The organism is Blastococcus sp. SYSU DS0510, from assembly GCF_054050835.1.
Map to the genome: position 1 here is coordinate 21,449 of NZ_JBJHAC010000026.1, position 12,606 is coordinate 34,054.

Genomic DNA, 12,606 nt, shown 5'->3' on the forward strand with positions numbered 1-12,606 from the left:
CCTCCCTCCTACGCGCCCGGAGCGGCGGGGTCGACCACGCGCCCGGTCAGCGGGAGGCGCCGGCGCGGCGCTTGTTGTAGACGTCGAAGGCGACGGCCAGCAGCAGCACGAGCCCCTTGACCACGGACTGGATCTGCTGCTCGACGCCCATGAGCTGCATGCCGTTGCTCATCACCGCCATGATCAGGCCCCCGACCATGGCGCCGACGACCGTACCGACGCCACCGGTCACCGCCGCACCGCCGATGAAGGCCGCGGCGATCGCGTCGAGCTCGAACATGTTGCCCGCGGCGGGCTGGGCGCCGTTGGACCGGGAGGAGTAGATGACCCCGGCGACCCCGGCGAGGAAGCCCATGTTGACGAAGATCCAGAAGTTGACCTTCTTGACCTTCACGCCGGAGAGCTGCGCGGCGGCCAGGTTGCCGCCGATGGCGTAGACCTGGCGGCCGAAGACGGTGCGCTTGGTGACGATCCCGTAGGCGATGACCAGAACGGCCAGGATGATCAGCACGATCGGCAGCCCGCGGGCGTGGGCCAGCTGCCAGGCGAAGTACATGACGACGGCGCCGACCACGGCGATCCGGGCGATGAACGCCCCGAGGGACCCGACCGGCTGGTCGTAGCGCACGCGGGCCGCCCGGGTGCGCCAGGCGCTGACCGCGTAGCCGCCCACCGCGACCGCGCCGATGAGCAGCGTGAACGCGTCGTAGCCGTAGCCGCCGAGCAGTCCGTTGAGGAACCCGGTGGCCACGTCGGTGTACCTGTCCGGGAAGGGCGACAGGGAGACGTTGTCGAGCACCTGCAGGGTCAGGCCGCGGAACAGCAGCATGCCGGCGAGGGTGACGATGAAGGCCGGTATCCCGACGTAGGCCACCCAGAACCCGTGCCAGGCCCCGACGAGGATGCCGACCCCCAGGGCGGCGACGATGCCCACCCACCAGGGCAGGCCCTGCTGGATGACCAGTACCGCGGAGACCGCCCCGGTGAGCGCGACCACCGACCCCACGGAGAGGTCGATGTGCCCGGCGATGATCACGATGACCATGCCGATGGCCAGCACCAGGATGTAGGAGTACTGCAGGATGATGTTCGTGATGTTGCCCGGGCGCAGCAGCGTCCCGTCGGTGAGGATCGTGAACAGCAGGACGATCGCGACGAAGGCGACGTAGATGCCGCTCTGCCGCATGTTGCTGGTCAGCTTGTGCCAGAGGTTCTTGTCGTCGTCGGGCCGCGTGCCGGGGGCGGCGGCGCCAGGAGCCGGGGTGATCGACTCCTCCTGGGGCACGGTCTTGGTCACGCCGCGGCCTCCTTGTTCTTCGTCATGAGCGCCATGAGGTTCTCCTGGGTCGCCTCGGCCACCGGCAGCTCACCGGTGATCCGGCCTTCGGCCAGCGTGTAGATGCGGTCGCAGATGCCGAGCAGCTCCGGCAGCTCCGACGAGATGACGATGACGGCCTTCCCGTCCGCCACGAGCCGGTTGATGATCGTGTAGATCTCGTACTTCGCCCCGACGTCGATCCCGCGGGTCGGCTCGTCGAGGATCAGCACCTCGGGGTCGGTGTAGAGCCACTTGGACAGCACGACCTTCTGCTGGTTGCCGCCCGAGAGCTTGCCGACGATCGAGGAGACGCTCGGCGCCTTGATGTTCATGCTGCGCCGGCTGTCCTCGGCGACCTTGGTCTCCTCGTTGTCGTTCACCCAGCCGGCGCGCGACAGCTTGCCGAGGGCGGCGGCCGAGATGTTCTGCCGGATGTCCTGGATCAGGTTGAGGCCGTAGTGCTTGCGGTCCTCGGTCGCGTAGGCGATCCCGTGGTCGATCGCCTCGGCCACTGTCCGGGCCTTGATCTCCTTGCCGTGCAGGAAGAGCCGGCCGCCGGTGTACCGCCCCCAGGCGCGGCCGAAGATGCTCATCGCGAACTCGGTGCGCCCGGCGCCCATGAGTCCGGCGATCCCGACGACCTCGCCGGCCCGCACGGAGATCGACGCCTGGTCGACCACCAGCCGGTCGTTGACCGGGTGCCTCACCGACCAGTCCTCGACGCGCAGGACCTCCTCGCCGGGGTGCGACTCGCGGTCGGGGTAGTAGCTCTCCAGGTCGCGGCCGACCATGCCGCGGATGATCCGGTCCTGGGTGACCTCACCGGCGTCGAGGTCGAGCGTCTCCACCGTCTTCCCGTCGCGGATCACGGTGACCTGGTCGGCGATCGCGGTGATCTCGTTGAGCTTGTGCGAGATCATGATCGAGGTGATCCCGCGCTCCCTGAGGTCGCGCAGCAGGCCGAGCAGGTGTGCGGAGTCGTTGTCGTTCAGCGCGGCCGTCGGCTCGTCGAGGATGAGCAGCTTGACGTCCTTGGACAGCGCCTTGGCGATCTCGACCAGCTGCTGCTTGCCGACGCCCAGCTGGCCGACCGGCGTCGTCGCGTTCTCCCGCAGGCCTACCGAGCGCAGCAGCTCGGCGGCCTCGGCGTTGGCCCTGTTCCAGTCGATCAGCCCGCCGCGGCCGCGGCGCTCGTTGCCCAGGAAGATGTTCTCGGCGATCGAGAGGTAGGGGACGAGCGCGAGCTCCTGGTGGATGATCGCGATCCCGGCGTGCTCGCTGTCGCGGATCCCGGAGAAGGAGACCGGCGTGCCGTCGAAGACGATCTCACCGTCGTACTCCCCGGCCGGGTAGACGCCGGAGAGGACCTTCATCAGCGTGGACTTGCCGGCGCCGTTCTCTCCGCAGATCGCGTGGATCTCACCGCGGCGCACGGCCAGATTGACGTTCTCCAGCGCCTTCACACCGGGGAAGGTCTTGGTGATGGAACGCATCTCCAGGATGTTGTCGTCCATGGACTCCGTCGTCCTCGTCCGTGTCATCGCGTGCTGCGGATGTGTGGGTCCAGGGGCCGGCGCCGGCCGGCGCGGTGGGGCAGCCGGCCGGCGCGCCCTCTGGTGGTGCGGCGCTCGTGCTGAGCGGACCTGCGGTGGTGCGGTCGTGCGGTGGTGCGGTGGTGCGGTGGTGCGGTGGTGCGGTGGTGCTGAGGTTCCCGAGCCGGGCCCGGCGGCGCCGTCGGCAGGCCGCCGGGCCCGGAGCGGGAGGGCAGGTCAGTCGGCCTGGCCGGCGTCGACCTCTGCCTGGGTGTAGTACTCGGTGTCGATCAGGGTCTGCTGGATGTTGTCGGCGAACACGGTCTCGACGGGCAGCAGGTAGGACGGGACCACCTTCACGCCGTTGTCGTACGTGGTGGTGTCGTTGGCCTCCGGCTCCTCACCCTCGAGGAACGCTTCGGCGGCGATGACGGCCTGCTCGGCCAGCTGCCGGGTGTCCTTGAAGATCGTCGAACCCTGGGTGCCCTCGGCGATCAGCTTGACCGAGGCGATCTCGGCGTCCTGACCGGTGATGACCGGCATCGGCTTGGCCTCGGTGCCGTACCCGGCGTTGGCCAGCGCGGTGATGATGCCGCGGGACAGGCCGTCGTAGGGCGAGAGGACGCCGTCGACGACCGAGCCGTCGTTGTAGGCGGAGGTCAGCAGGTCCTCCATCCGCCGCTGGGCGGTCTCCTGCTGCCAGCGCAGGATCGCGGCCTGCTCGATGCTGGTCTGGCCCGACTTCACGACCAGGGTGCCGTCGTCGATGTAGGGCTGCAGCACCGACATGGCGCCCTCCCAGAAGAAGGTCGCGTTGTTGTCGTCCAGCGAGCCGGCGAACAGCTCGACGTTGAACGGACCCGCGACGTCGGTCTCCGCGCCCTCGCGGTCGAGGATGCCGAGCCCGGTCAGCAGGGCGTTGGCCTGCGCGACGCCGACCTCGAAGTTGTCGAAGCTGACGTAGAAGTCGACGTTCTCGCTGTCGCGGATCAGCCGGTCGTAGGAGATGACCGGGATGCGGGCGGCGGCCGCGGCGTCGAGCTGGCTGCTGAGCGCGGTCCCGTCGATGGCGGCGATGATCAGCGCGTCGGCGCCCTGGGTGATCATCTGGTCGATCTGCTGCGCCTGGGTGGGGATGTCGTCGTTCGCGTACGCCAGTTCGACCTGGTAGTCCAGGGCCTCCAGCTGCGACTCGACGGCCTCGCCGTCGGCGATCCAGCGCTCGGAGGTCTGGGTCGGCATCGAGACGCCGACCATCATGTCCTCGGCGCTGGCGTTCTCGTCGCCGGCGCTCGAGCCCCCGCCGGCGCCCTCGCCGCCGCACGCCGCCAGGGTGAGCGCCAGAGTGGCGCCCAGTGCGGTCAAGCCGAGCCGATTGCTCACATTGGCCTCCTCGTCGAAGCATCTGCCGCCGAGCCTCGGCGCTCAGACCCCGCACCTGCGGGAGCACCAATGTGAACGTTCACAACGGGCGCCGTCAAGAGGCCCGGACGTCACGGTCGGGTAACGCCGCGGCCATCTCCGCGTCACCCGTCCGACCGAGGAGAGCCTCGTCCGCCGGTGCAGTGCGTCGCTCGGGACGTCCTCCTCGCCGGGAACGTCAGCTCGGCCGCGCCGCGCGGTGCGTCCCCGAGGCGCCCTCGTCGGCGAGCGCCGCGACCGCCGGCAGCCGCACGCCGCGGCCCGACCCGGGAGGCGGCGCGAGCGCACCGGTGGCCGTCGCGGCAGCCCTCCGCACACAGCGCCCTGTCCGGTCGCCAAGGGGCGGTGCCCGGTCCCGCGCCCCGGCGGTGCGGGGGGCGGGGACGGGGATCAGCGCAGGGTGATCTGGCGGGACAACAGCCCCGCGCGGGCACGCCGCTCGTCGGCGGTCAGCGGCGCGGTCTCGGTGAGAGCCTTCTCCAACCGGCCCTGGAACTCGCGCGCCGGCGCGACCCAGTCCTCGGCGGGGGTGTCGGCAGGCAGGTCCCACACCGGGACGACGAGGCCGTGCGCGCGGAAGGCGCCGGCGTACCGGGTGCCCTCCCCGAGGAGGATCTGCTCGGCGGCCGACAGCCGGGCCAGCGCGTCGAGGAGCTGCTCCTCCTTCTCCGCCCGCACCCAGCGCAGGTGCGCCCGCTCGCTGCCCGGGCGCACCCAGTAGGCGGCCTCCAGCCCCTGGAGCCGCACGGTCGGCAGGATCGCCTCGTTGGCCTGCGCCAGGCCCGCGCGCGCCGCCGGGCTCGGGTCGGTGCCCTCCAGCCAGAAGTCGAACGTGTCGTGCACGGTCACCTCGAGCGGCGCGGTGAGGTCCAGGACCTCCTGCAGCCGCGGCCCCGCCGACCCGGCGCCACCGATGGGGCCCGGGTCCACCGGCGCACCGGCCGGGGCCTCCAGCGCCGCGGCGATCGCGGTGCCCAGGTCGCGGCTGACGTCGTCCGACGAGGTCGCCAGCTGGGCACCGACGAGGATCTGGCCGTTGGCGCGGACCAGGCCCGGGGCGCCCCCGGGCAGCACGCTGGCCAGGGTCAGCTCGCGGCCGTCGGCCGAGCGCAGCGTCGCCGTCGCCGCCGGCACCAGCTCCCGCAGCGCCACCCAGTCCGCCTCGCCGGGCAGACCCTCGAAGGGCCGAGTCACCGGCGGGGCGTAGCCCGAGCCGTGGCAGTGCTTGTAGCGGCGGCCCGACCCGCAGGCGCAGGGGGCCTTCGGGTTGACGCCGCCCTCGGCGACGGGGGCGGTGACGGTGGAGCGCTTGCGGGAAGCCATGCGGGTCAGCGTAGGTGGCGGCGCGCGGGACCCCGTCCCGAGGCTCCTAGGCTTCCCGGCATGACCGTGGCCGCCGATGCGCTCGACCTCCGCGCCCCGTCGTTCGTCGCCGACCCGTACCCGGCGTTCGCGCGGGCGCGGGCGCAGGGGCCCGTGCAGTGGCACGAGGGGCTGGGGCTGTGGCTGGCGCTCACCCACACCGAGTCCAACGCCGTGCTGCGCGACCGGCGGCTGGGCCGCATCTGGCGGGACAGGGAGCCGGCCGAGCGGTTCGGCAGCTTCAACCTCATCCACCGCAACGCGATCCTGGAGATGGAGCCGCCGGACCACACGCGGTTGCGGCGGCTGATCACCAGCGCGTTCGCCCGGGGCCACGTGGAGCGGCTGCGGCCCTGGGTCGAGGAGCTGGCCGGCCGGCTGGCCGACGACCTGGTGGAGCGCTCGGCCGGGTCCGAGCCGGTCGACCTCCTCACCGGCATGGCCGAGCAGCTGCCCGTCGCCGTCATCGCCGAGCTGCTCGGCGTCCCCGAGGGCGACCGCCCGCTGCTGCGGCCGTGGTCGAACGCGATCGTGAAGATGTACGAGTACGGGCGCACGGCAGCCGTCGAGGTGGCGGCCGAGCGCGCGGCGGACGAGTTCGTCACGTACCTGCGCCGGCTCGCCGCGGAGCGGCGCACCGCCCCCGGCGAGGACCTGCTCTCCCACCTGGTGTCGGTCCGCGACACCGACGGCGACAAGCTCACCGAGGACGAGCTGGTCACCACCTGCATCCTGCTGCTCAACGCCGGCCACGAGGCGACGGTCAACGTGACCGGCAACGGCATGCTGGCCCTGCTCCGCCACCCCGACCAGTTGGCCGCCCTGCGCGCCGACCGCACCCTGCTCCCGGCCGCGCTGGAGGAGCTCATGCGCTTCGACCCGCCGCTGCAGCTGTTCGAGCGCACCGCCACCGCCGACGTGCAGATCGGCGGCGTCACCGTGGCCGAGGGCCAGAAGATCGCCGCGCTGCTCGGCGCCGCCAACCACGACCCCGCCGTCTTCGCCCAGCCGGAGACCCTCGACGTCCGGCGCACCGACAACCCGCACATCGCCTTCGGCGCGGGCATCCACTTCTGCATCGGGGCGCCGCTCGCGCGGGTGGAGCTGCAGGCCACGTTCGGCGCCCTCCTGGACCGGACGTCGGTGCTGGAGCTCGGCGGCGAGCCGGTGCGCCGCCCGGAGTTCGTGATCCGCGGCCTGGAGACGCTCCCCGTCGTCCTCGGACGCTGACCGGAGCGCACCGCCTCGGCTAGATCGTGAGCGCGGTCACTGGCAGGATCCGGCCATGCGCGGCTTGATGCAGGACTACCCCCTCACGATCGACTCGATCTTCCGGCACGTCGAGCAGCACTACGGCGACGGGACGATCGTCACCAACAACCCCGGCGGGGTGACCCGGGCGACCTACGCGGAGTGGGCCCAGCGCACCCGCAAGCTGGGCGGCGTCCTCGACACCCTCGGCATCAGCGCCGAGGGGCGGGTGGGCACCTTCGGCTGGAACAGCCAACGGCACCTCGAGCTCTACTTCGCCGCCCCCTGCACCGGGCGGGTGCTGCACACGCTCAACGTGCGGCTCTTCCCCGAGCAGCTGACCTACATCGCCAACCACGCCGAGGACGAGGTCGTCTTCGTCGACCGCACCGTGCTGCCGCTGCTGTGGCCGCTGATCGACACCATGAAGACGGTCAGGCACGTCGTGGTCATGGACGACGGCGGCGCCAACGAGGTCCCCGACGACCCGCGCGTGCTGGACTACGAGACCCTCCTGGCCGACGCCCAGCCGGTCGAGTTCGCCGTCACGGACGAGTGGCGGGCCGCCTCGATGTGCTACACGTCGGGCACGACGGGCAACCCGAAGGGCGTCGTCTACTCGCACCGCTCGACGGTGCTGCACGCCATGGCCGCCATCGCGCCCAACGCCTTCAGCCTGAGCGTCCGCGACGTGGCGATGCCGGTCGTGCCGATGTTCCACGCCAACGCGTGGGGCATCGCGCAGGCGGCGCCCGCCGCCGGCGCCTCGCTGGTCATGCCGGGCGCGATGATGCAGCCCGAGAACCTGGCGAAGCTGATCGTCGACGAGGGCGTCACCTTCACCGCCGGCGTCCCGACCATCTGGCAGGGCGTGCTGCCCCACCTGGCCGGCCAGCCCCACAAGCTGCGCGACATCGGCTGCGGCGGCTCGGCCGTCCCGAAGGCGCTGAGCGAGGCCTACCGCGAGCAGGTGGGCATCCCGATCCTGCAGGCCTGGGGCATGACGGAGACGTCGCCGGTCGCCTCGTCGGGCATCCTGCCGCGCCGATTCCAGGACGCCGACGACGCCACCAAGGCCGACCGACGGGCCCGCGCCGGCGTCCCCCTGTTCGGGGTCGAGGCCCGCATCGTCGACGCCGACACCCTCGAGCCGCAGCCGTGGGACGACCAGGCCACCGGTGAGCTGCAGGTGCGCGGGCCGTGGTGCGCGCAGGAGTACTACAACCCCGACGCCGGGGTGGAGCTCACGACCGCCGACGGGTGGATGAAGACCGGCGACGTCGCGGCCATGGACGAGTACGGCTCGATCCGCATCGCCGACCGCACCAAGGATCTCATCAAGTCCGGTGGCGAGTGGATCAGCTCGGTCGACCTGGAGAACGCGATCATGAGCCACCCGAAGGTGAAGGAGGCCGCGGTCGTCGGCATCCCGCACCCCAAGTGGGACGAGCGCCCGCTCGCCTGCGTGGTCCTCAAGGAGGGCGAGGAGTCCACGGAGGAGGAGATCCTCGACCACCTCCGGCCGCTGGTGGCCAAATGGTGGATGCCCGACGCCGTCGAGTTCATCGACGAGGTGCCCAAGACCAGCGTCGGCAAGTTCTCCAAGAAGGACCTGCGCAGCCGCTTCGCGGAGTACGAGCTGAAGAGCTGAGCCCCCCTCCCTGGTTGATCATCGGCGAGTGGTCGCCCCCCTCGGCGTGGCGGGCGACCACTCGCCGATGATCGACTCCGGCGGGCGCGGTGGAACCTCGCCCGCCACCGGACCCGTCATGCTCTGCAGAGGACGATCTGCGGAGGGCGAGTGGAGCGGGACGAGGCGTTCACGCGGTACGTGGACGAGCGCTGGCCGGTGCTCGTCCGCTCCGCCGTGCTGCTCGGCTGCGCCCGCCCGGAGGCCGAGGACCTGGTGCAGACGGCGCTGGTGCGCTGCTACGTCTCCTGGGACAAGGTCGGCACGGCCGAGAACCGCGACGCCTACGTCTACCGGGTGCTGGTCAACTGCCACCACGACAGCCGCCGCCGGCGCTGGTGGGGCGAGCGGCCGACCGCCGAGGTGCCCGACGTCGCGACCGACGACGGCACCGCGCAGGTGGACGACGCCGACGCGGTGCGCCGGGCGCTCGCGCGGCTGAGCCCGGCGCACCGCGAGGTCGTCGTCCTGCGCTACTACGCCCACCTGGGCGAGCAGCAGATCGCCGACGCGCTGCGCATCGCCCCCGGGACGGTGAAGAGCCGGCTCTCCCGCGCGCTGGCGCAGCTGCAGACCGACCTGGACGTCGCCGAGCTGCGGGGAGGGAGGGCATCGTGACGGAGCGGGAGACCTCGACACTGCTGGGAGAGCTGGCCGACCGGGTGCCGGTGGGCCCGGCGCCGGTGGGCCAGCTGCTGAAGGCCGGCCGCCGGGCGCGCCGTCGCCGCACCGCCGGCGTCTCGCTCGCCGTGGCCGCGGGCGTGGCCGTGGTCGCCGGGGGCGTGGTCACCGTCGTCGACCTGCCGAGCGGGCAGGGCGACGCCGCCGGCTCGGCGTCGGTGCTGGTCGCGGAGGAGCCGCGCGAGGGCGGCCCGGAGGCGGCCGACGCCGATCCGGGCACCGGCATGCCCCCGGCCGACGGCGGGGACGAGCCCGGGACGGCGGCGGGCAGCGAGCTGTCCCAGCTCGCCGAGGACCCGACCGCCGGGCGCACCGGGCCGCTCGACAGCACGGCGACGAGCTCCTGCGCCGTCGAGTACAGCCCGGCCGCGCTGAGCAAGCAGGAGTTCGCCTTCGCCGGCGTGGTGACGGGCATCGGGCCCGCCGTCACGACGCGGCCGGGCGCCTCCGGGCCGCCGGAGGACCTGGTCGGCGTCACCTTCAGCGTGCAGGAGTGGTTCTCCGGCGGGTCCGGCGGCCCGGTGACCGTGGACCTCCCGGCGCCGTACGACCCGGCCGCGGGGAGCAGCACGCCGGGCCCGGTCTACGGCGTCGGGTCCCGCCTGCTGGTCAGCGGCGCCGACCGGTGGGAGGGCGACCCGCTGGAGCCGATCGCCTGGCTGTGCGGCTTCACCCGCTACTACGACGAGGAGACCGCGGCCGCCTGGCGCTGAAAGAGGACCCCGTCCTCCTCCCCGCTCGCAGGCTCGCGGCGAGCCTCGGGACGGGGCCGCGCTGCTCCGCCGGCTGTCAGCGCACGAAGGGCTCTTGGCCCGTCTCGCTGACCATGGGCTTTCCGGCGGCCTGCCACTCCCCCATGCCGCCGCCGACGTTCACCGCGTCGAAGCCGTTGGCGTTCAACCACGCGGCCACGCGCGCCGAGCGGCCACCACCGCGGCAGGTGACGTAGAGCGGGTCCCCCTCGGGCAGCTCGTCGAGCCGGGAGGGGACGTCGCCCATCGGGATGTGCGTGGCGCCCTCGATGTGGCCGTGCACCCACTCGTCGTCCTCGCGGACGTCGAGGACCACGGCGTCCTCGGGCAGCTCGGAGGCGGGCACGGTCGGGACCTGCTGCGGCATCACACCTCCATCGTGGCACGGGCACCGGCTGCACGACCGGGGTCCACCGCACTGGGAGGATGGGCGCGATGTCCCCGAGCCACCGGGCTGCCGCAGGCGGCGCCCGCCCGACCCCCGTGCGCGAGCCGGCCTGGGAGCTGCCGCGCTCGGCCATCGGGCTGTGGGTGGTCGAGAGCCTGATCAGCACCGTCTTCGTGTGGCTGGCGATCGGTGCCTTCCTGCTCCTCGTGCCCGCCGACGTCGGCGACCCCGTGCCCCTGCTGCGCCGGCTGGCCCCCCTGGCCGGCGCGGCCTACGCGGTGATCGCGCTGAGCATCCGCCCGTGGTTCAAGCACCGGGTGTACCGGTGGGAGATCACCAACGAGGCCGCGTACACGCGCACCGGCTGGCTCACCCAGACCTGGACGCTGGTGCCGATCTCGCGGATCCAGACCGTCGACGTCACCCGCGGGGTCCTGCAGCAGATGTTCGGCCTGGCCACCGTCGCGGTGCTCACCGCCTCCAGCCAGGGCACCGTGCGGATCTGGCACCTCGAGCAGGGCGTCGCCCAGCGCGTCGCCGACGACCTCGCCCGCCGGGCCGAGATGGTCCGCGACCAGGCCACCTGAGCCGCCGTGCAGCCCGCGCCCCCACCCCCGCGCCGGCCGGCCGGCCCGCTCCCGCCCTGGCCCCCGCCGCTCGGCCCGCCGCCGGCCCCGCCGACGGCCGGCGCCCCGCGGCGGCTCTCGCCGCGCGTCATCGCCGTCCACACCGCGACGTTCCGCCAGGCCCGGTCCTTCGTGCCCGCGGTCATCCCGATCATCGCGGCGACCGGTTTCGACGGCGGGCTGCGCACCGTCGTCCTCCTCGTCGTCGGCGTCACCGTGCTCTCGCTGCTCACCGCGACGCTGAACTGGTGGCGGTTCAGCTACGCCGACGGGCCCGCCGCCGTCGTCATCACCCGCGGGCTGCTGGCCCGCTCGGTGCGCACCGTGCCCAACGACCGCATCCGCGGCGTCGACGTCGAGGCGCCACCGCTGCACCGCATCTTCGGCCTGGTGCGCGTGCGCATCGACGCCGCCGCCGGGGCGGTCACCGACGGCGACGAGGAGCTGCTGGTCGACGGCATCTCCCGCGCGGAGGGCGACCGGCTGCGCGTCGCCGTCCTGACCCACCGCAACGCAGCGGCCCCCGGCCCGGCCCCGGACGGCGCGCCGGCGGCCGAGCCGGCCGAGGAGGAGTACGCCCGCTTCGACCACCGCTGGCTCCGCTACGCCCCGCTGATGGGGACCTACCTCGCCGTGCCGCTGGCCGCCGTCGGCGCGCTGTTCCGGCTGGCCGACGAGCTGCCCGAGCAGTGGACCCCCGAGTTCCAGGAGCCCGACCTCTCCGACGTCCGGCTGATCGGCGTGGGGCTGGTCCTCGCGCTGCTCGTCCTGCTCGTCGGGTCCGTCGTCGGCGCCGCCCTGGTCAACTGGCGCTTCCGGCTGGTCCGCCGCGGCGGCTCGCTGGTCGCCGCCCGCGGGCTGCTCACCCGTCGGCACACCGAGCTGGAGATCGACCGCATCCGCGGCGTCACGGTCACCGACGGCCTGGGCATGCGGCTGGTGCGGGCGGCGCGGGTCAGCGCCCTGGTCACCGGCCTCGGCGACACCGCCGGGCGCGGGCACCTCTTCCCGCTGGGGCCGCGGGCGGAGGCCTGGGCGCTGGCCCGCCGCGTCACCGAGGACCCCGGCCGGCTCGTCCCGCACCCGCCGGCGGCGCGCCGCCGCCGGGTGCTGCGGGCAGTCGCCTTCGGGCTGCTGGTCAGCGCGGGCGGCGGCGTCCTCCTGGCCGGGGAGGGCGCGTGGTGGCTGCTGGCCGCAGGAGCCGTGCTGACCACGCTCGGCGTCCCGGTGGGGGTCGCCCGCTACCGCTCCCTCGGGCACGCCGCCGGGCCGCGGACCTTCACCGTCCGCAGCGGCTGGCTCGTCCGCGAGCAGGCGGTGCTCGAGCGGCGGGCCGTCGTCGGCTGGCAGGTCCGGCAGTCGTTCTTCCAGCGACGGGCGGGCCTGGCCACGGTCACCGCCTGCGTGGGCGCGGGCAGCGGCGGCTACGCGGCCTTCGACATGGCCGCCGACGAGGTGCCCGGCTTCGCGCTGGCCGCCTCCGAGCCGTGGGCCGGCGCGCTGGGCAGGTGATCCTCCGGGGCCGGGACCACGAACTTCCGAGACCGGTGGTTGTCGATCACGGCCCCGGGTAGCTGGCCCCGC

11 protein-coding genes are annotated in these 12,606 nt (G+C 73.3%); 6 read left to right on the forward strand and 5 right to left on the reverse strand.

The window, feature by feature from the left end:
• Positions 1–46: 46 nt before the first annotated feature.
• From mmsB to ACI79P_RS18405, 4 genes are all read right to left on the reverse strand, one after another.
• Entirely contained in the window at positions 47–1,297 is a 1,251-nt protein-coding gene (gene mmsB / locus ACI79P_RS18390) for a multiple monosaccharide ABC transporter permease (RefSeq protein ID WP_456582509.1), read from the reverse strand.
• Positions 1,294–2,832 (reverse strand): multiple monosaccharide ABC transporter ATP-binding protein, encoded by a 1,539-nt coding sequence (mmsA, locus tag ACI79P_RS18395; RefSeq protein WP_456582510.1) that lies wholly within the window; start codon positions 2,830–2,832, stop codon positions 1,294–1,296. The genes mmsB and mmsA overlap by 4 nt, the downstream gene beginning before the upstream one ends.
• Positions 2,833–3,087: 255 nt before the next feature.
• Complete coding sequence (gene chvE / locus ACI79P_RS18400) at positions 3,088–4,233, reverse strand: multiple monosaccharide ABC transporter substrate-binding protein (protein WP_456582511.1); 1,146 nt, start codon at positions 4,231–4,233, stop codon at positions 3,088–3,090.
• A 429-nt stretch (positions 4,234–4,662) separates the two neighbouring features.
• Positions 4,663–5,595: a DUF5926 family protein gene (locus ACI79P_RS18405; RefSeq protein ID WP_456582512.1), complete on the reverse strand. Its 933-nt coding sequence runs from the start codon at positions 5,593–5,595 to the stop codon at positions 4,663–4,665.
• Positions 5,596–5,655: 60 nt separating this feature from the next.
• Here ACI79P_RS18405 and ACI79P_RS18410 point away from each other — a divergent pair, with 60 nt between their 5' ends.
• The 4 genes from ACI79P_RS18410 to ACI79P_RS18425 all read left to right on the forward strand — a co-directional run bounded on the left by ACI79P_RS18410 (position 5,656) and on the right by ACI79P_RS18425 (position 9,969).
• Positions 5,656–6,864, forward strand: a complete 1,209-nt coding sequence (locus tag ACI79P_RS18410; protein WP_456582513.1) for a cytochrome P450 — start codon at positions 5,656–5,658, stop codon at positions 6,862–6,864.
• 55 nt (positions 6,865–6,919) lie between these two features.
• A complete protein-coding gene (locus ACI79P_RS18415; RefSeq protein WP_456582514.1) occupies positions 6,920–8,536 on the forward strand; it encodes a long-chain fatty acid--CoA ligase in 1,617 nt (538 codons plus the stop codon).
• A 150-nt stretch (positions 8,537–8,686) separates the two neighbouring features.
• Positions 8,687–9,193, forward strand: coding sequence for a SigE family RNA polymerase sigma factor (locus ACI79P_RS18420; RefSeq protein ID WP_456582515.1), 507 nt, complete (start codon positions 8,687–8,689; stop codon positions 9,191–9,193).
• Positions 9,190–9,969 (forward strand): hypothetical protein, encoded by a 780-nt coding sequence (locus tag ACI79P_RS18425; RefSeq protein ID WP_456582516.1) that lies wholly within the window; start codon positions 9,190–9,192, stop codon positions 9,967–9,969. The genes ACI79P_RS18420 and ACI79P_RS18425 overlap by 4 nt, the downstream gene beginning before the upstream one ends.
• Positions 9,970–10,045: 76 nt before the next feature.
• On the opposite strand, the gene ACI79P_RS18430 is transcribed toward ACI79P_RS18425, so the two are convergent.
• Positions 10,046–10,375 (reverse strand): rhodanese-like domain-containing protein, encoded by a 330-nt coding sequence (locus tag ACI79P_RS18430; RefSeq protein WP_456582517.1) that lies wholly within the window; start codon positions 10,373–10,375, stop codon positions 10,046–10,048.
• 68 nt (positions 10,376–10,443) lie between these two features.
• Between ACI79P_RS18430 and ACI79P_RS18435 the strand changes: the two genes are divergently transcribed.
• Together ACI79P_RS18435 and ACI79P_RS18440 are read left to right on the forward strand one after the other, a co-directional pair.
• The gene (locus tag ACI79P_RS18435) at positions 10,444–10,983 is read left to right on the forward strand and encodes a PH domain-containing protein (RefSeq protein WP_456582518.1); all 540 of its coding nucleotides are present in this window, start codon (positions 10,444–10,446) and stop codon (positions 10,981–10,983) included.
• 6 nt (positions 10,984–10,989) lie between these two features.
• Positions 10,990–12,534, forward strand: a complete 1,545-nt coding sequence (locus tag ACI79P_RS18440; RefSeq protein WP_456582519.1) for a PH domain-containing protein — start codon at positions 10,990–10,992, stop codon at positions 12,532–12,534.
• Positions 12,535–12,606 lie beyond the last annotated feature (72 nt).